Genomic DNA, 17931 nt, shown 5'->3' on the forward strand with positions numbered 1-17931 from the left:
GCAAACTATACTGTGTTTTTGTACAGTTGTTTTGACCGCTCATCAACTGGATTTTTTCGATAGCGTTGCCGCCGCTCTATTTCGCCTCTTCCAACCCCGGCGCCTCGCGAATAATCAGGTGGTCCAGGTTCTCGATATTGGCACTGAACACCGCGAACGTCTGTTCGGGGTTTTTCTTGCTCGGCACCTGTTTCAGCGCAGGCGTTACCCCGTAGAAGAAGCAATACAGCGCCCGCTGACTGTCCACCGCCGCCTTGATCTGCTCCAGGAACGCCTTGCGCTTGCGGTAGTTCTCGATCAGTTTTTTGCTCAGGTAAACGTTGACCGAGTAGGGCTTCTTGTCGAGCCAGGCCTTCTTTTCGAAGTCGATGCGAAAGCTGCTGGTGTAGTCCTTGATTTCCTTGATCTTGCCCCAGTAGATCAGGCCTTTGTTGTCTTGCAGGTATTCGATCTTCTTGAAAAACGTCCAATAGGTCGCGGTGTGCTCGCCGATCTTCAAGGGCATGCTTTTAAGCTTTTCCTTGTCGTCGATATTGGACACATAGCACTCCACCGGGTGGGCGAAGACGCTGGTCTTGTCCGGTGTGGTGTCGCTTGAGCTGTGAGACAAGTCGCTGCCGGTTGCCGGCGTTTTCGGTGGTTCTTGTGGGGCGCCACCCTCGGCGCCGATGATCGGTGTTTTGCGTTCGTACTGGCGTCGCGTGAGGACAAATTCCGACGGGAAACTATCTTCCGGCCCATCCTCAGCTTCACCTTTTCCGGCATGGCGGCTGGCGTAACGGCAACCGTCGATATGCCGGGTGCTGGGGATGTTCTTGAAGTGGGGCGTGCGCAGGTAATTGACGTTTTTCGCGTTGAACGTGCCCAGCACATTACCCGCCGCAAACGCCGCCCGGCATTCGTCGTTGGGGCACAGGAAACTGTCCTTGTCCGAATCGAAGGCGGCGGTTTCGTCGAAATTCAGGTCGCGCACGTCATAAATCGACAGCTTGTCGTTGAGACTCAGGCTGTAGGCCGTGTCGAATTTCATGGGCTCGGGTCCGTGAGATATTTCGCTATTAATAGCGGGATATCGCGCAAATATCAGTAGAAATTACGCACGGACCACCACACGCCGGCCACTCAAGAAACACAAGGTGCCGCCCACCGCCGTCAGCCCGCTGAGTACATAGAACATCGAGGCGGGCGATGCATTGATCAGCAGATAGCCGCAGATCACCGGGCTCAATGCCCCGCCAAATGCCGCCAGGTTCTGCGCACCGTAATAGCTGCCGCGCAGGGCGTCGGGGGCGATGGTGTCGATAAACAGGAATTCGGACGGGTAGATGATCATCTCCCCGAGGGTGAACACAAACATCGCGACACACCACGACACCAGGCCGTCCGCCATGCTGAAGCCGATCAGCCCGGCGATAAACAGCGAGGTGCCGAGCACGATCCAGTAGCGCAACTGTTCACGCTTGAGGAATCGGCCGATCTGGTACTGCATCAAAATCACCGTGATGGCATTGCAAGCCAGCACAGCGGAGAGAATTTTCAGCGCGTTCTCCGGCTTGTAGGCCACCAGCAGAAACTGCGACAGATACAGGGTGTAGCGCCCGTGGACAATGGTGCTCAACAGGCTGCCGCTGGTAAACAGGATCAAGGTGCGATCGCTGCGCAACGTCCTCAGGGTGCTGAGAAAACTTAAGGGTTTGTTGCTGTCGTCGCGCTGGGTCGGCGGGATGCCGATCATCAGGAACAGGCTGCCAAAGGCAATCGCGCTGGCGATCAGGAACGGTGCCAGCGGCATCTGGCCGGCAATCACCACGCCGAGCATCGGGCCGGTGGCATAGCCGACATTGGTCAGGGTGTAGCGCAGGGAAAACACCTTGGCACGCTGGCCCACCGGCAGGTTCTCGCTGATGATCGCCTTGGAGCCGATCAGGAACAGCGCCGAAGCAGCTTCGGTGATCACCAGGGTCAGGGTGGTCAGGTACAGGTTGCTGGCAAAGGTCAGCAACAAAAAACCGATGGAGCTGGAGAGCATCGCCAGGATCAGCAGCTTGCGCTTTTCCAGCCGGTCGATGATGTAGCCGCCGTAGAGGCCCAGCAGGGTGGCGATGAATACGGCGATGCCCATCAGCAAGCCGATGTCTTGCTGGTTGAGGCCCAGGCGGGTGCTTAGCAATAGGGCGAGCAATGGGCTGGTCATGGCGCGGCTGACGACGATGGTCACCGAGCAGATCATCAGACGGCGGATTACCAGGGAGTACGTGGCCACGGTGGGGCGATGTCCTTGTCATAAATGCGTAGTCAAGCCGAGCATTGTTCTACAAATCAATGAAGATCAAATGTGGGAGCTGGCTTGCCTGCGATGGCGGTGGGTCAGCTTGTATATTCGTCGCCTGACTCACCGCCATCGCGGGCAAGCCCGGCTCCCACAGGGTTACGCGGTGTTACTGGCCGGCATTGATGCTGATTTTTTCCACCGCACCCTGCTCCAGATCCCACTTCTTCAGAATCTTGCCGTACGTCCCGTCATCAATCATGCCCTGCAACGCTTCGCTGATGGCCGTGACCAACTCGGTATTGCTCTTCTCAATCCCAAGCCCCGTGAACTGCTTGGAAATCGCCAGGCCCACTGGCTTGTACTTACCCTTGTCCAGCGACATCAAGTAAGGAATGGTTTCACTGCCCTGCATCGCCGCATCCAGGCGGTTCTGCTGCAACTGCGCCCGCGCATCCGCCGAGCCCTCAGTGCCAATCACCACGATGGCTGGCTTACCGGCTTTTTCGCAGTTTTCCTTGCTCCACGCAGCAATTTCCGACGGCCATGTAGTACGTCGGCTGGTGCCGACTTTATTACCGCACAGGTCAGTCAATTCCTTGAGGTCTTCACGCTTGGCCAGGGTGTACAACTGCGGGCCGCTGGTGAAGTAATCGATAAACGTCACCGACTTCTGGCGTTCGGCCGTGTCGCTCATGCCCGACAGCACAATGTCCACGCGCTTGGTGGTCAGGCCGCTGAGCATCTGTTCGAAGCCGGTTTCCTGCCACTTGATCTTCACACCCAGGCGCTCGGCCAGGGCATTGCCCAGGTCAAAGTCCAGGCCGGTGAGTGTGTTGGTGGCGGTGTCTTTGAAATCCATCGGCGGGTAGTTCGGCACGATGGCCGCGCTGATCTCACCCTTGTCCTTGATCGCTGCCGGCAATGCCGCCAAAACCGAAGTGGAGGCCATCAGGCCTACGAGCAAACTTGGAAGAAACAGATTTTTCATGGGGGCGTTCTCGTTAGTTTTTTAGTTAAGTGCGAACGGCAGAAATAAAGCTTTGGGTACGCGGGTTTTGTGGGCTTATTAGAATTTCTTCAGGGCTGCCGGCTTCCACAATCTGGCCGGCATCCATAAACACCATGCGGTTGGACACTTCGCGCGCGAAGCCCAATTCATGGGTGACCACAATCATGGTCATGCCGGTGGTGGCCAAATCGCGCATCACCGACAGCACTTCTCCTACCAGCTCCGGGTCGAGGGCTGACGTGGGTTCGTCAAACAACATCAGCTTGGGACGCATCGCCAACGCGCGGGCAATCGCCACACGTTGTTGTTGGCCGCCGGACAATTCCACCGGGTAGGCATTGCGCTTGTCCGCGAGGCCAACGCGCGCCAGCAACTCCAAGGCGTCCTCGGTGGCTTCCTTGGGCGAGCGCTTGAGCACCTGGCACGGGCCTTCGATGATGTTCTGCAACACCGTCATATGCGGGAATAAATTGAAGCGCTGAAACACCATGCCGGTGGCCAAGCGCTGACGGGCGATCTGTGATTCATTCAACTCATGCAGCTTGTTGCCGACGACCCGGTAACCCACCAGTTCGCCGTCGACCCACAGGCCGCCCTTGTCGATTTTTTCCAGCTGGTTGACGCAGCGCAGCAGGGTACTTTTGCCGGAACCAGACGGGCCGATAACGCACAGCACTTCGCCTTGTTCGACTTCCAGGTTGATGTCCTGCAACGCGTGATACTGGTCGTAATACTTGTTCAGGTTCACGGCCTTGACGATGCTTCTCATGGGCAAATCTCCTCAGTCAGGGCTTACGAGCGCTTGCCGGCGCCGCGGGCAAAACGACGCTCAAGGCGGCTCTGACCGAATGAAAGAACAGTCACCACCGCCAGGTACCAGATGCCGGCAACAATCAGCAACTCCATGACCCGGGCGTTGGCGTAGTAGATGTTTTGCGCGTTGTGCAGCAGCTCCGAGTACTGAATCACACTCGCCAGGCTGGTCATTTTCACCATGCTGATGAACTCGTTGCCTACAGGCGGAATGATCACCCGCATCGCCTGGGGCAGAATCACCCTACGCAGCGCCTGAAGGCTCGGCATGCCGATCGACTTGGCGGCTTCGTACTGGCCGGTGTCTACCGACAGCAAACCGGCGCGCACCACTTCAGCGGTGTAGGCGCCCTGGTTAATACTCAGGCCGAGGAGGGCGGCCACGAATGGCGTCATCAGGTCTACGGTGTCGATGCTGAACAGGCCGGGAATCGCGATCACCGGGAAAATCAGCGCCAGGTTGAACCACAACAGCAGTTGCAGAATCAGCGGCGTACCGCGAAACAGCCAGGTGTAGGTGATGGCCACGTAGCGCAGGATCGGGTTGGCCGACATGCGCATGATGGCCGTGATCACCCCGATCACCACACCCAGCGCCATGGCCAGGATCGACATGATGATGGTGTTCACCAGGCCCCAGATGATCGCCTCGGACGTGAGGAACTGACCGATGTAGGACCATTCGATCTGACCATTGGCGAATGCCCGCAACAAGGCGGCCAATGCGACCACGATCAGGGTGGCGAACACCATGCGACCGTAGTAGCGACGCGGCACGTGCTCGTATTTGGTGATATCGAACTGGTTTTCGATCTGCTGGCGCTCGGCTTGCAAGCGCTCTGCCGGGGTTTGTTTCATGGTGAATCTCCGAAACTAATAAATCTCTAGCGGATGTACTCGGTCCAACTGTGGGAGCGGGCTTGCTCGCGAAAGCGCCGGCCCACACACCACAAACTTTGCAGGTTTAAATCCTGAACCCCTGGTAACTCTCAGCCCACTGCTGCTGAGCTGCCAACGCCACCTTCAACCGCCCAATCTGCTCACGCACCCGCGCCGGCGCCGTCCCACCCCAACCACTGCGCGCCGCAATCGCCGCTTCCAGGGTCAGGCACTCACGCACCTCAGGTGTCAGCCGTGTATCCACTTCAGCCAACAACGCTGGCGAGGCTTCCCACAATTCAATCTCATGCTTCTCACAGGCCTGCACCAAAGCGCCGGTAATCTCATGTGCCTCCTTGAACGGCACACCACGGGTAGCCAACCAATCCGCCACCTCCGTCGCCAGGGTGAAACCCATCGGCGCCTGGCGCCGCAGCTCTTCCACCTGCACCTTCATCGTCGCGACCATCCCGGCCATCGCCGGCAGCACCAACAGCAACGTGTCCACGCTGTCCAGCACACTGTGCTTGTCTTCACTCAAATCGCGGTTGTACGACAGCGGCAACGACTTGAGCGTCGACATCAACCCGGTCAGGTTGCCAATCAACCGCCCAGCCTTACCCCGCGCCAGTTCGGCAATGTCCGGGTTCTTCTTCTGCGGCATGATCGAGCTACCGGTAGCGTAGGCATCGTCCAACTGCACCCAACGAAACTGGCGCGACGACCACAGGCAAAACTCCTCCGACAGCCGCGAAATATTCACCCCGAGCATGCCCGCCACAAACAGAAACTCCGCCACGTGGTCACGACTGGCTACAGCGTCGATAGAGTTTTCGCACGGCCCGGTGTAACCCATCTCCTTGGCCGAATGCTCCGGCTGGCGAGCAATCGCCGAACCTGCCATCGCCGCAGCACCCAATGGCGACAACGCCGTACGCGCATCCCAATCCACCAAACGCTGCACATCCCGCAGCATCGATTGCGCGTGGGCCAGCAAGTGATGGGCGAACACAATCGGCTGCGCCTGCTGCAAGTGGGTGAAGCCCGGGCAAATGCTCTCGATATGCTGCTCAGCCTGGTCCACCAGCGCCTGCTGCAAACCCAACACCTCGGTGGTGATGGTGCGCGCGTGATCCCGTAGGAACAGTCGCAAATCGTTGGCCGTCTGGTCATTACGCGAACGCCCGGCGCGCAACTTGCCGCCCAGGGTGCCCAAACGCTCGGTCAACACCCGCTCGATGAAGGTGTGCACATCCTCGTCATCCAGCGTCGGGTGCAGCCGGCCAGCGGCAAAGTCCTCACCAATCCGGTCCAGCGCTTCCAGGGTGCGTAAGGTTTCCGACTCATCCAGCAACCCGGCGCGCTGCAACTCACGGGCATGGGCCCGGGAGCCGGCCAGGTCGTAGGGCGTCAGGCGAAAATAGCGCTCGGGGCAGCGCGACAGCGCGGCCAAAGCAGCAGACGGGCCGGTCTTGAAGCGAGCACCCCAGAGGCGATCGGTGGGCTGAGACATGGTGTTCCTCACGCTTGTTTTTAGAAGTGACAAGCCCGTTGGACGTGGCTTGGCCTTATGGATTCGGAGGGCAGTAGCAAAACAAAAAGTCCTGATCGAAGTGTCAGGTTTTCAGGGCGTTAAATCAGCCGGTAAAAGCCGTTCAACCCGCTATATTCAAGGTTGCCAAGGGCGGTTAAGTATGTTCATTATTGCCGCCCGGCGATGTTCATGGAGTAGGTCAAAGCCTGTTGAATATGGCACTTGAGGTCAACACGTATTATGGAAACCCCACTTTCCAATTCTGGAAACATACCGCCAAAACCCGGCACAAGACCGCCCCTGCAACTCAGCGGGCTGGACTTCAAATTGCTGCGGGTGTTCAAGGCTGTGGTCGAAGCGGGCGGCTTCAGCGCGGCGCAGAATGAGCTGAATGTGGGGTTGGCGGCGATCAGCAAGCAGATTTCCGACCTCGAAATTCGCATCGGCATGCGCCTGTGTACGCGGGGGAGAGAAGGGTTTGGGCTGACGGAAGAAGGCAAGTTGGTCTATCAGGCGTCCATTGAATTATTTGCCTCGGTGGACAGTTTTAGAGACAAGCTTAGTTCGGCGCAGAATGAACTGATCGGCGACCTTAGTGTGGGCGTTATTGATAACACCGTATCGGACGTTAATTCACCGCTGATTAAAGCGCTGGGGAAACTACATACAGAATCGCCAAAAATAAGATTACGCCTACATGCCTCGCAATTGGACGAAGTTGAACGGGGCGTGGTGGAAGGGCGGCTGATCGTTGGCATCGTGCCGGTGTACCAGCGGCGGGAAGAATTCGATTATTTCCCGCTGTACGAAGAAAAGTCCCACGCGTACTGCGCCGTTGGGCATCCGTTGTTTGAGGCGAGCGAGATCAATGCAGATGTGCTGCGCCAGCATGAAGTGGTCAATCATCGGTACGCGATCCATAGCGACAAGGCCAACTTCGTCAGCTACGACAGCCAGTCCGCGTCGGCCTCACAGGTGGAAGCCGTCGCCATCCTCATCCTCACGGGTCGCTTCCTGGGCTTTCTCCCGGAACACTACGCCGCGCCGCTGGTGAGTGAAGGGCGCCTGCGCGTGTTATGCCCGGAGCAGATCCACCTGAGCACGCCGTTCAACGTCATCCTCAAACACAACGCCCCACGAAGCCCGCTGGTCAAAGCCTTCGCGACTGCACTAGGCGTGGATCTCAAAGCGCCAATCTAACGAGTTCACACCACCCTTAGAACCTACAGAGATCCCCTGTGGGAGCTGTCGAGCTTTAGCGAGGCTGCGATGGCATCACCGCGGTCTACCCGCAGACTATATCCACCCGCATCACCTCTCTGTGGGTTGTTATCGTTTTCGACACGCACGGTGGATTTATTATCAAATTTAAGCGCTCATTAGCGTTTTCGTGACCGCAGGAAACGGCTGATAGGCACCAGGGAGATTGAAGAAGGCCTATCGGCAACTGAATTCTGTGGGAGCTGTCGAGCCCCAGCGAGGCTGCGATGGGATCAACTCGGTCTACCCGCAGACCCCATCCACCCGCATCACCGCTGCAACCTAGCCCGCTTTTTCTTCGCATGAAAATGCCGAAAATGCGCATCCTGCGCCGCCGCCAACAACTCCCGATCCCCTCGCGTATCACCCCAGGCCCTGAGCCGATACTCCCCCAGATCCCCATAAACCGCCTCAAGCCGAAGCACCTTATTCTCACACCGGCAATTATTCCCCGTGAGCTTGCCAGTCAACACCCCGTCAACCACCTCAAGCTCAGTGCCGATCAACTTGATCCCAAGCCGATCCGCAAACGGCTGCAACACCAACGCCGGCGACGCCGAACACAACGTCACCACCGCCCCGGAGTTCACCTCATCGGCCACCGATTGCAGCCCGGTTGGGCGCATCAACTTGTTCCAATACGCCTGGCAGTACTCTTCAGCTTTCTGCTGAACCCACGCCTTGTCCACGCCGGTCATAAAGGTGCGGATCAACTGCGCCTTGAGCTCATCACGGCTAATGACGCGCAACAGAAACTGCGCGCCAGGCACCGCCAGCTTCACCATCCTGCGCACGAATTCGCCTTTACCAAAGGCGAACTTCAGGAACGGCACGAAGCTGTCGTGGTGGGTCAGGGTGCCGTCGAAGTCAAAGACGGAGAGTACTTTGGCATCCAAGGGGCCGGATTCGAGCATGTCTGGGTTCACGGGCGGGTCTCGGTCCTATCTACTATTTTTTGGAAGGTGCATCTGCTGTGACAGCAAGAGTTTACTCCGGTATCAATCTGTTGATTTTGGAGTAAAGCCCTTTGGTAAAAACATCCCGGTCGCTCGACCGGTGACAGCGCTGATGGCAATTGGGGCACAAGGCTACAGCATTGGTGATGCGATCCGAACCCTTCTGGGCGAGGTGCTTCACGTGATGTACTTCAAGGAATGGCTGGCCGTCGACTTCGAAAGGCGCGTTCGAGCCGCAGCCTTCGCAGATGCCATTGGCTTCTTTCAGTACCCAGGCGCGCACCTTCGGGTCGCGAACGAAGGCGGTGCTGACGGTCGACACTTTCTGCGGCTGGGCAATGCCATCCGGTAACTTATGGAAAGGTTGCTGCTGCAGTTTGGATGCGCGGCGGATAAGCGTTTGCTCGTCTGCCGTTTGGGCGGCGTCTTCGGATTCGAATACACCGTGCGACGCAAGCGCTTGGCGGATGCGTTGTTCTACGCCTGAGCCCACGTTCTTCGCAGGCTTATAGCCCTCGATGCGGTCCCAGCCCATACGCACGAGAACAGTGGAGATGTTTTGCATGCGAAATTCGATGGAGCCCTTCGCGCGGCCTGCCGCAGGGCCTTCACGTAGCAAGCGGTTTTCGAGTGCTTTGTTGAAAGGTTGGCCGTTTTTTTCCCACGCCAACATCTTCAAATAGGCCTCGACCGCCGCTGCCAACTCCGAGTCGTTCCAGTCCGTTTTGTCTTTCGTAATATCCATACAGCCGCCGAGGGTAGAAAACCCTCGGACGATACTGAGTAGCCATTATTGCGTCTACGAAATTTCCTACATCCCTGTGGGATTTGGCGGTCGTCTATATTAGTAAAGTCGCTGCTTCATTCGGAAAGGTTGAGTGAGCTTTCGCCACCATGGAGTTTTCGCTGTCTCTCTCCGATAGGTTCGATTCACTAACAAATACGGCATATCCCGAAGCCGTATCCAACCTTCATCCTGCCAGTGCAGCAGGTTCAACGACATCTCTGGCCAATCCAACATGCTCAATAGCGGCCGCTCCACCGTTCGGGACTGGCGCTCGTCCCGCAAGGTTGGAACCACTTCATGAGTGAGCCAGCTACGTAGTAGGCGATTCCCCGGCGTGTAGTGATAGACCAGCAATGCGTAAGTGCCGGACTCGCTGATCATCAGCATTTCTTCCGGCTGACCGTGGAACAGTAGTTTTATGGTTTTTCGTTGATCTTCATCGAGCTTGCGAGTTGTTCGCTCATCCAAATACCACCCCATCAAACGCCCAAGGTCTCGGGCGCAGAACCAGGGTTGGTTTTCCAGGAGGAGGGCATGCAGGGAGAGGCTTTGACGGGTGAAAACAATAGGAACGAAGGGATCATGCATAGCACACTTCCCCGGTTGGAGGTATTTGAAGTGCGGCGATTACGCAGTAGATAGCCTTCGCGAGGAAGGTGAAAATTCTAGGCATTTCCATTACCTCTGTGTGATGTCAGCTTTCTTAGGGCTGGGTGCCGGGAGTTAAGAAACCCCACACAGAGGGCCGGACATATTCCCCTTTCGGGTCTTGTATTAGCCCACTCCCGGCATAACAGAGATTTTCCATGCCCACGGGGAAACCGTAGGCACAAAAAAGCCGCTACTGTCGGGTGCGGTCAGTCCGCTGTGTGAGGTGTTTCTTAGGCACCAGAGAGTGAGGTTATGACCTGGGCAGACCCTGGTCAAGACCGATCTCTATGGGTTTTGTGTTTCTGAGGCGCGCCTAGAATCAGTCTCTCTGCTAGCATGGCTTCCTGAGCGCGGGCGCTAGAAGGCAGCTGATACACAAATGAGAAACTATCGAGAACTGAGTAAAATCTTCTCCACAAATTGCGTTGAGGAGCTCGCTCGCGGGAATGTTGGGCGTGTTGCTGATGTTGCACAGGTTTATGTTGAGTGTCTGCCGAGATTTTTTACACCTGCTGATGTTTATGAGGTTTGTTATAAAGACCTAAGTAAGAATTATAGATTTGAATATTTTTTCAAAAATGTAGTTGCTAATAAAATTCTTCTCGGGCGACATAAGTTATCAACTGCTACACTGGTGCCTGAGTTTAGGGTTGAGAATAACAAAGCAGATTGCGTAGTGTTAAATGGTAATAGTACCTGCTACGAAATAAAGACTGATCTTGATAATTTCACCAGGCTGAACGATCAGTTAGGTGCCTACGAAAAGATATTTGATAAGACCTACGTGGTTGTCGCTGAAGGACATAGGGATTATGCGTTAAAGAATATATTTGAAGATGTCGGCGTTATTGTGCTGACATCCCAAAATAGACTTTCAGAGGTCCGGCCTGCCAAGGTCGTTACCGGAGCTATTGATGCGAAAGTCTTAATAAGGTCGTTGCGTAAGGATGAGTATTTTTCTATAGCTCGACAGATGGAAGACGCCCCAATAGGGCTGACTAATACTGAGGTTTTCAGTTGGTGTGAATCTGTTTTTCTCCGCGCTGATGCGGATTTGTTGCGCTCGGAGTTTTGTAAGACTCTAAAGGTATCTAGAGGCTTGAATAAAAAGTTTTCGCTTTCTTTACCTCGCTCCCTACTAATGGCAAGTGTAAGTGTGAGCCTCTCTGAGGCTAATAGAAATAATCTTGCGAGGGTTGTTAACTCTCCGATTTAAAAAGGAAGTTAAATGTATTTTCCAATATTGAAAGGTAAACAGAATGAGTTGATAGCTTTGCGGGAGTTATCCTCTGTTATTGATGCTCGATTATTTAAGCCAGTAATTGAGCCCGTCAGAGAAAATATCTCTCCGTTAAAAAGAACTATTCAGCAGCTATCTGATAATCGTATTGTTCCCCTGGTTGTAGTAAATCCCTCTCTTGGAGATTACCGTGGTGGGGTAGATGTTATAAGCTCCATGCTGGGTGAGGAAGAAGGGCTCTACCTACCATGTGTTAAAATCAAGAGCCCTCAGGATAGTGTGGCTATTGAGTTGTTTCAGAGTTTTGCAGGTCAGGCTGCTGTATTTGTTGAAGGTAGTTTAGATAGAGCGTTGATTGAAATAGTAAATCAATCTGTGTACACGTTGGTTAACCCTGTAAGAGTAAGTTCTACGGCTTTTTCTCTTTTGAGAAATAAGGTTGTTTATGGGGATTCTTTCAAGAAAGAAATGAAAAACTCGGATTACACCGAGGATTCATTGTTTTCCTCTCTACATACCGAATTCAGATCGCTGGAAAATGCTTTAGGCTTTGGCGACTTCACTATTCTTAGTGAGGATTACTCTGAGTCTGGGGGACCTGCATATGTTGTTGCTGTACATCTCTCTTATATAAATAGAGATGAGTATGATGCTATGCATGTTAGACATTTTGCGTCCTATGATGATCGAACACCCACGAACCCCGGTGGGAAATTTATGGATGCTCTTAATAAACTGGTTAGTTATGTTGGCAGCAACCCCGGTAAATTTACTAGGACGCAGGGGCTGAATGAGTTTTTCGTCTTGCATTCTTCTAGGCACTATCCTGGACTTGGGCATGTCAAAAAGATTTCAATAAAGCATCATATTGAAACCACGTGTGCCTATATTCAGGAGCATTGAAATGGCTAGATGCTGCATTCATTGCTTCACGGATTCAGTGTTAATCGAGGCTGCTTCAAAAGGAGCTGTTGGCAATTGTTCGCATTGTGGCGCCATAAGAGTGCCGACAATTAGCTCTGATTCGTTATTCTCAGCTGTTGAGCTTATTCTTTATAGTCTTGAAGAGTCGGCAGACGGTGAAGAATTGGTTGAGTTACTGCACAAGCAGTTCGGTATTCTCAGCCTCACGGTTGTCAGAGATTCCAAGAGATTGGCGCAAGAGATGTTTGGAGAGGAGATAGCATCTGTCAAGTATGTTTTTAGATTTGACGTATCTCTGTATTCTAGTCAATGGGCTGGGTTTAAGGAGGAGCTAAAACATAGGAATAGATTTTTCCCAAGAAGCTCGTTGATTTCTCAGGTGTTAAATCCTAATGCCGACAATTCAAGCTTTGAAGTTTTTTTAGCTCTGTTAGAGCAGTTGAAATCACCTTTGGAACGTGGTGAGCAGTTGTTTAGAGCGCGAATTTCTGAAGCTCCCTTGACTGCCGCCCAAATGGGAACACCTCCACCAATGGTTGTTTCTGGAGGACGTGCGAATCCGGTTGGAATACCATATTTGTATCTCGCGGAAAATGAGGAGACCTGTGTTGCGGAGGTACGGCCAAATAATGCAAGTGTGATTTATGTGTCGAAATTTGTAGCGCTAAATGACCTAAATTTGTTGAGTCTGACTAATCCTCGATGTGATTCGTCGGTCTTAAAATTTGAAGAGCAACAGCTTCAAGATGTTCTCTGCTTTCTTGATTTGTTGGAGCGATTTTCTTTTGAGTTGTCTAAGCCGATATTGCCGGATAAGTCGCATATAGAATATATTCCGACTCAATATTTGTGCGAGTTTGTTAAGTCGGTCGCTAATTATGATGGTATTGTTTTTAATAGCTCTTTTGGGCGAGGAAAGAATTACGTTATTTTTGATAGTGGGTCTTTTGCGGCGGCAGAGCCGTATTGCGGTCAGGTCGTAAGTACTCGGCATGAGTTTTTATCGAGTTAGCGTTTTTATAGTGTATATATTCTACTCAAAAAAAAGCCCCGGAATTTCGGGGCTTTTAAGTTTTATGCATGTTTGGCGTGGCGATCAATCCCAGCTCAACGCCCCACCAGTCTGATACTCAATAACCCGAGTCTCAAAGAAATTCTTCTCTTTCTTCAAGTCCATAATCTCGCTCATCCAAGGGAACGGGTTCGTCGTGCCTGGATACTCTTCCTTCAACCCAATCTGCGACAAACGACGATTCGCGATGAACTTGAGGTAGTCCTCCATCATCGCCGCATTCATCCCCAGCACCCCACGCGGCATGGTGTCACGCGCGTATTCAATCTCCAGCTGAGTCCCTTGCAGGATCATCTGGGTCGCTTCTTCCTTCATTTCAGCATCCCACAAATGCGGGTTTTCGATTTTGATCTGGTTGATCACATCGATACCGAAGTTCAGGTGCATCGACTCATCCCGCAGGATGTATTGGAACTGCTCGGCCACGCCGGTCATTTTGTTGCGACGGCCCATGGACAGGATCTGAGTGAAGCCGCAGTAGAAGAAGATGCCTTCCAGTACGCAGTAGTAAGCGACCAGGTTACGCAGCAGCTCCTTATCGGTCTCAACAGTGCCGGTTTCGAACTTCGGATCGGAGATCGAACGGGTGTACTTCAGACCCCAGGCAGCCTTTTTAGCGACCGATGGAATCTCGTGGTACATGTTGAAGATCTCGCCTTCATCCATGGCCAGCGATTCGATGCAGTACTGGTAGGCGTGGGTATGGATCGCCTCTTCGAAGGCCTGGCGCAGGATGTACTGGCGGCACTCCGGGTTGGTGATCAGGCGGTACACGGCCAGTACCAGGTTGTTGGCAACCAGGGAGTCGGCGGTGGAGAAGAAGCCGAGGTTGCGCATCACGATGCGGCGCTCGTCGTCGGTCAGGCCTTCGGGGTCTTTCCACACGGCGATGTCGGCGGTCATGTTGACCTCTTGCGGCATCCAGTGGTTGGCGCAGCCGTCGAGGTACTTCTGCCAGGCCCAGTCGTACTTGAAGGGCACGAGTTGGTTGAGGTCGGCGCGGCAGTTGATCATGCGCTTTTCGTCAACGGCGACGCGGGCGGCGGAGCCTTCCAGCTCGGCGAGGCCTTCGGCGACGTCGAGTTTGTCCAGGGCGGCCTTGGCGCGCACGATGGCGGCGGAGTCGTTGGCGGTGACGGCGCGGGCTTCGATGGCGGCAGCAGCGCCGGCACCGTCGAGGCGGTCCATGTTGGCTTCGGTGGCGTGGCCGGCGTTGGCGCCTTTGGCAACTACTTCGCCGTCTTCTTCTTTGTCGAATTCGTCCCAGCTCAGCATGACGTGTCGTCTCCTGCGTGAGGGCTCTAAGGTGCCCGTGTGAAACCGGATGGTTGGGTGTTCACACGGCCCAAAGGCCGCGGTGGATCTTAAGGAATCGTTTGTTGCAGCTAGCGCACGCATTAAACGGAATCAGGGTTACGGGTGTTCTGCTTGAGGCTTGAGGGGCGGAGCGATGCTTGCGAGCTCCAGCGGGGGCCTCAGGTCTGGCTCTTCATCCCAGTGTAAAGGGATATTGCAGGCCCGATTTACCCGCGCATTATAGGGAAAAAATCGGCTTTGTGTTGCGGCGGATGGCCACGGATCGCAGACAAAAAGCCTGCTTTTCAAGCCAGAGCGCGGGTTTATTGGGGTTGGCTGGAGGGACGAGCGGTAGGATTTTTTTCGAGGGGGTGAAGCGGGGTGACGGTGAGGCCGGCTCTTTGCCGCAAGAACGATTTCTTGCGGCGAATAAGATCTGAGTTAATGGCAACTAACCAAGTTATCAGCCGTTAGAGCAACCATTACCCATCACCTGATACTGAAGAATATGACGCTGACCTTGTGAGTCTTCATATTCCATTTTTACCGGTACAACTTGGCATACATCCGGCACTTCACTCATGGACAGTACTTTGGCGACGTCCAAGTGGGTGCTGTAGGTGTAATCCTCAACGGTCGGAGTGCTCTGGCTGGCTACGTCAGTCGGGGCTTCGTCGGCCAGGGCGGCGGTGGCGCACAAGCTGCTAAGGGCCATAACTAATAACGCTTTCATTTGACTATTTACCTTTTGGCGGTCGAAAGGGGTCACGGGGCCCTTGTGAGGCCACGTGTGTAACTTGATTGGGAAGTTCGGATTAACGTTGCCTTCGTGGGGGCTGTTACGTTGTTAATCACAGTGCCTTGATGGCGAGGCTGATTTTAGGCGCACAGGTTTAATTCATATACCCGTGCTTTTGATAAAGACTATTGGTGGTTTTTGTAACAATCCCGAAATGAAGGTTTTTTCAGAAATCTGCAAAGCGCCACAGGCCACGGGCCAGAGCGCTGTCGGGGTATAGGTGGGCAATTTGTAGGGGCTTGTTACTACCATCGTCGAATGGTTCTATAGGCCCGGCCCGGCTACAACAGGGCCATACAACAACAACTATGTCACCGAGGTAAGAAAGATGAGTGCGGCTTCTCTGTACCCCGTTCGCCCCGAAGTAGCAGCCAACACGCTGACCGATGAGGCGACCTACAAGGCCATGTACCAGCAGTCGGTGGTCAACCCCGACGGTTTCTGGCGCGAGCAAGCCAAGCGCCTTGACTGGATCAAGCCTTTCACCACGGTGAAGCAGACCTCCTTCGACGATCACCATGTCGACATCAAGTGGTTTGCCGACGGCACCCTCAACGTTTCCTACAACTGCCTGGACCGTCACCTCGCCGAGCGCGGCGACCAGGCGGCAATCATCTGGGAGGGCGACGACCCTGCCGAAAGCCGCACCATCACCTACCGCGAGCTGCATGAAGAAGTCTGCAAGTTCGCCAACGCCCTGCGCGGCCAGGATGTGCACCGCGGCGACGTGGTGACTATCTATATGCCGATGATTCCCGAAGCTGCGGTCGCCATGCTGGCCTGTGCCCGGATCGGTGCGATTCACTCGGTGGTGTTTGGCGGGTTCTCGCCAGAGGCCCTGGCGGGTCGGATCATCGACTGCAAATCCAAGGTGGTGATCACCGCCGACGAAGGCATTCGTGCCGGCAAGAAAATTTCCCTGAAGGCCAACGTCGACGACGCCCTGACCAACCCGGAAACCAGCAGCATCCAGAAAGTCATCGTGTGCAAGCGCACCGGCGGCACCATCAAGTGGAACCAGCATCGCGACATCTGGTACGAAGACCTGATGAAAGTGGCGGGCACTGTGTGCGCGCCCAAAGAGATGGGCGCCGAAGAAGCGCTGTTCATCCTTTACACCTCGGGTTCCACCGGCAAGCCGAAGGGCGTGCAGCACACCACCGGCGGCTACCTGTTGTACGCAGCCCTGACCCACGAGCGCGTGTTCGACTACCGCCCGGGCGAAATCTACTGGTGCACCGCCGACGTCGGCTGGGTCACCGGCCACACCTATATCGTCTATGGTCCATTGGCCAACGGCGCAACCACGCTGATGTTCGAAGGCGTGCCGAACTACCCGGACATTACCCGGGTGGCGAAGATCGTCGACAAGCACAAGGTCAATATCCTCTACACCGCTCCTACTGCGATCCGCGCAATGATGGCGTCCGGCAAGGCCGCCGTGGAAGGCGCCGACGGCAGCAGCTTGCGCCTGTTGGGTTCGGTGGGTGAGCCGATTAACCCGGAAGCGTGGGACTGGTACTACAAAAACGTCGGCCAATCCCGTTGCCCGATCGTGGACACCTGGTGGCAGACCGAGACCGGCGGCAACATGATGAGCCCTCTGCCGGGCGCCCATGCACTCAAGCCAGGTTCGGCGGCACGCCCGTTCTTTGGTGTGGTGCCGGCGCTGGTGGATAACCTGGGTAACCTGATTGAAGGCGTGGCCGAGGGTAACCTGGTGATTCTCGATTCGTGGCCGGGCCAGGCGCGTACGCTGTTTGGCGACCATGACCGGTTCGTGGACACCTACTTCAAGACCTTCCGTGGCATGTACTTCACCGGTGACGGTGCGCGTCGTGACGAGGATGGTTACTACTGGATCACCGGTCGGGTGGATGACGTGCTCAACGTGTCCGGCCACCGCATGGGCACTGCCGAGATTGAAAGTGCCATGGTTGCCCACCCTAAAGTCGCGGAAGCGGCGGTGGTAGGTGTGCCGCACGACATCAAGGGCCAGGGCATCTATGTGTATGTCACGCTGAAAAACGGCGAAGAGCCGAACGAAGCGCTGCGCCTGGAGCTGAAAAACTGGGTGCGTAAAGAGATCGGGCCGATTGCTTCGCCGGATGTGATCCAGTGGGCACCGGGCTTGCCGAAGACGCGCTCAGGGAAAATCATGCGCCGGATCCTGCGCAAGATTGCTACCGCGGAATACGACGGGTTGGGGGATATCTCCACCCTGGCGGACCCAAGTGTGGTGGCGCATTTGATTGAAACGCACAAGACCATGAACGTCGCGTAAGGCGGGGTTGTAGGGCAGAGCCCCATTCGGTGTGAGCCGGGTGGGGCTTTTTTGTACGATGTGAAAAACACTGAAGATCAACTGTGGGAGCGGGCTTGCTCGCGAAAGCGGTGTGTCAGTCAGCACATCGGGTAGCTGATCCACCGCTTTCGCGA

General features: G+C 55.0%; 16 protein-coding genes. 5 read left to right on the forward strand and 11 right to left on the reverse strand.

Annotation, left to right across the window (positions count from 1 at the left end):
* Nucleotides 1-76 precede the first annotated feature (76 nt).
* The 6 genes from CEC48_RS25365 to argH all read right to left on the reverse strand — a co-directional run bounded on the left by CEC48_RS25365 (nt 77) and on the right by argH (nt 6486).
* Nucleotides 77-1030, reverse strand: a complete 954-nt coding sequence (locus CEC48_RS25365) for a hypothetical protein (protein ID WP_088426234.1) — start codon at nt 1028-1030, stop codon at nt 77-79.
* 63 nt (nt 1031-1093) lie between these two features.
* The gene (locus CEC48_RS25370; RefSeq protein ID WP_003211499.1) at nt 1094-2263 is read right to left on the reverse strand and encodes an MFS transporter; all 1170 of its coding nucleotides are present in this window, start codon (nt 2261-2263) and stop codon (nt 1094-1096) included.
* 175 nt (nt 2264-2438) lie between these two features.
* Nucleotides 2439-3260: an ABC transporter substrate-binding protein gene (locus CEC48_RS25375; protein ID WP_088426235.1), complete on the reverse strand. Its 822-nt coding sequence runs from the start codon at nt 3258-3260 to the stop codon at nt 2439-2441.
* 25 nt (nt 3261-3285) lie between these two features.
* A complete protein-coding gene (locus CEC48_RS25380; protein ID WP_088426236.1) occupies nt 3286-4050 on the reverse strand; it encodes an amino acid ABC transporter ATP-binding protein in 765 nt (254 codons plus the stop codon).
* A 23-nt stretch (nt 4051-4073) separates the two neighbouring features.
* Nucleotides 4074-4952 carry an amino acid ABC transporter permease gene (locus CEC48_RS25385; protein WP_088426237.1) on the reverse strand — a complete coding sequence of 293 codons (879 nt, stop codon included), beginning with the start codon at nt 4950-4952 and terminating at the stop codon, nt 4074-4076.
* Between the two features lie 106 nt (nt 4953-5058).
* On the reverse strand, nt 5059-6486 hold the full coding sequence (argH, locus tag CEC48_RS25390) for an argininosuccinate lyase (RefSeq protein ID WP_088426238.1): 1428 nt from the start codon (nt 6484-6486) through the stop codon (nt 5059-5061).
* 261 nt (nt 6487-6747) lie between these two features.
* Here argH and CEC48_RS25395 point away from each other — a divergent pair, with 261 nt between their 5' ends.
* Nucleotides 6748-7707 carry a LysR family transcriptional regulator gene (locus tag CEC48_RS25395; RefSeq protein ID WP_088426239.1) on the forward strand — a complete coding sequence of 320 codons (960 nt, stop codon included), beginning with the start codon at nt 6748-6750 and terminating at the stop codon, nt 7705-7707.
* A 329-nt stretch (nt 7708-8036) separates the two neighbouring features.
* Here CEC48_RS25395 and CEC48_RS25400 read toward each other — a convergent pair whose 3' ends face one another.
* From CEC48_RS25400 to CEC48_RS25410, 3 genes are all read right to left on the reverse strand, one after another.
* Nucleotides 8037-8681 (reverse strand): HAD-IB family hydrolase, encoded by a 645-nt coding sequence (locus CEC48_RS25400; protein ID WP_088426240.1) that lies wholly within the window; start codon nt 8679-8681, stop codon nt 8037-8039.
* A gap of 73 nt (nt 8682-8754) precedes the next feature.
* The gene (locus CEC48_RS25405; protein ID WP_088426241.1) at nt 8755-9468 is read right to left on the reverse strand and encodes an HNH endonuclease; all 714 of its coding nucleotides are present in this window, start codon (nt 9466-9468) and stop codon (nt 8755-8757) included.
* A gap of 99 nt (nt 9469-9567) precedes the next feature.
* Nucleotides 9568-10098, reverse strand: coding sequence for a Bro-N domain-containing protein (locus CEC48_RS25410; RefSeq protein WP_088426242.1), 531 nt, complete (start codon nt 10096-10098; stop codon nt 9568-9570).
* Nucleotides 10099-10540: 442 nt separating this feature from the next.
* Here CEC48_RS25410 and CEC48_RS31280 point away from each other — a divergent pair, with 442 nt between their 5' ends.
* From CEC48_RS31280 to CEC48_RS25420, 3 genes are read left to right on the forward strand one after another with little or no spacing between them, the layout of a single operon-like run.
* Entirely contained in the window at nt 10541-11377 is an 837-nt protein-coding gene (locus CEC48_RS31280; RefSeq protein ID WP_141099714.1) for a sce7726 family protein, read from the forward strand.
* 12 nt (nt 11378-11389) lie between these two features.
* The gene (locus tag CEC48_RS31285) at nt 11390-12304 is read left to right on the forward strand and encodes a sce7725 family protein (RefSeq protein ID WP_141099715.1); all 915 of its coding nucleotides are present in this window, start codon (nt 11390-11392) and stop codon (nt 12302-12304) included.
* Between the two features lies 1 nt (nt 12305).
* A complete protein-coding gene (locus CEC48_RS25420) occupies nt 12306-13337 on the forward strand; it encodes an RES domain-containing protein (protein WP_088426244.1) in 1032 nt (343 codons plus the stop codon).
* A gap of 84 nt (nt 13338-13421) precedes the next feature.
* On the opposite strand, the gene CEC48_RS25425 is transcribed toward CEC48_RS25420, so the two are convergent.
* On the reverse strand, nt 13422-14672 hold the full coding sequence (locus CEC48_RS25425) for a ribonucleotide-diphosphate reductase subunit beta (protein WP_088426245.1): 1251 nt from the start codon (nt 14670-14672) through the stop codon (nt 13422-13424).
* Between the two features lie 484 nt (nt 14673-15156).
* A complete protein-coding gene (locus CEC48_RS25430) occupies nt 15157-15426 on the reverse strand; it encodes a DUF2790 domain-containing protein (RefSeq protein WP_088426246.1) in 270 nt (89 codons plus the stop codon).
* Nucleotides 15427-15820: 394 nt separating this feature from the next.
* Here CEC48_RS25430 and acs point away from each other — a divergent pair, with 394 nt between their 5' ends.
* A complete protein-coding gene (gene acs / locus CEC48_RS25435; protein ID WP_088426247.1) occupies nt 15821-17776 on the forward strand; it encodes an acetate--CoA ligase in 1956 nt (651 codons plus the stop codon).
* Nucleotides 17777-17931 lie beyond the last annotated feature (155 nt).

The organism is Pseudomonas sp. K2I15, from assembly GCF_002204795.1.
In the GTDB taxonomy this organism is placed as follows: Bacteria; Pseudomonadota; Gammaproteobacteria; order Pseudomonadales; family Pseudomonadaceae; genus Aquipseudomonas.

Coding starts and splice junctions, on each gene's coding strand:
- CEC48_RS25365 (WP_088426234.1), bottom strand. CDS start 1,030: ATGAAATTCGACACGGCCTACAGCCTGAGTCTCAACGACAAGCTGTCG.
- CEC48_RS25375 (WP_088426235.1), bottom strand. CDS start 3,260: ATGAAAAATCTGTTTCTTCCAAGTTTGCTCGTAGGCCTGATGGCCTCC.
- CEC48_RS25380 (WP_088426236.1), bottom strand. CDS start 4,050: ATGAGAAGCATCGTCAAGGCCGTGAACCTGAACAAGTATTACGACCAG.
- CEC48_RS25385 (WP_088426237.1), bottom strand. CDS start 4,952: ATGAAACAAACCCCGGCAGAGCGCTTGCAAGCCGAGCGCCAGCAGATC.
- argH (WP_088426238.1), bottom strand. CDS start 6,486: ATGTCTCAGCCCACCGATCGCCTCTGGGGTGCTCGCTTCAAGACCGGC.
- CEC48_RS25395 (WP_088426239.1), top strand. CDS start 6,748: ATGGAAACCCCACTTTCCAATTCTGGAAACATACCGCCAAAACCCGGC.
- CEC48_RS25400 (WP_088426240.1), bottom strand. CDS start 8,681: ATGCTCGAATCCGGCCCCTTGGATGCCAAAGTACTCTCCGTCTTTGAC.
- CEC48_RS25405 (WP_088426241.1), bottom strand. CDS start 9,468: ATGGATATTACGAAAGACAAAACGGACTGGAACGACTCGGAGTTGGCA.
- CEC48_RS25410 (WP_088426242.1), bottom strand. CDS start 10,098: ATGCATGATCCCTTCGTTCCTATTGTTTTCACCCGTCAAAGCCTCTCC.
- CEC48_RS31280 (WP_141099714.1), top strand. CDS start 10,541: ATGAGAAACTATCGAGAACTGAGTAAAATCTTCTCCACAAATTGCGTT.
- CEC48_RS31285 (WP_141099715.1), top strand. CDS start 11,390: ATGTATTTTCCAATATTGAAAGGTAAACAGAATGAGTTGATAGCTTTG.
- CEC48_RS25420 (WP_088426244.1), top strand. CDS start 12,306: ATGGCTAGATGCTGCATTCATTGCTTCACGGATTCAGTGTTAATCGAG.
- CEC48_RS25425 (WP_088426245.1), bottom strand. CDS start 14,672: ATGCTGAGCTGGGACGAATTCGACAAAGAAGAAGACGGCGAAGTAGTT.
- CEC48_RS25430 (WP_088426246.1), bottom strand. CDS start 15,426: ATGAAAGCGTTATTAGTTATGGCCCTTAGCAGCTTGTGCGCCACCGCC.
- acs (WP_088426247.1), top strand. CDS start 15,821: ATGAGTGCGGCTTCTCTGTACCCCGTTCGCCCCGAAGTAGCAGCCAAC.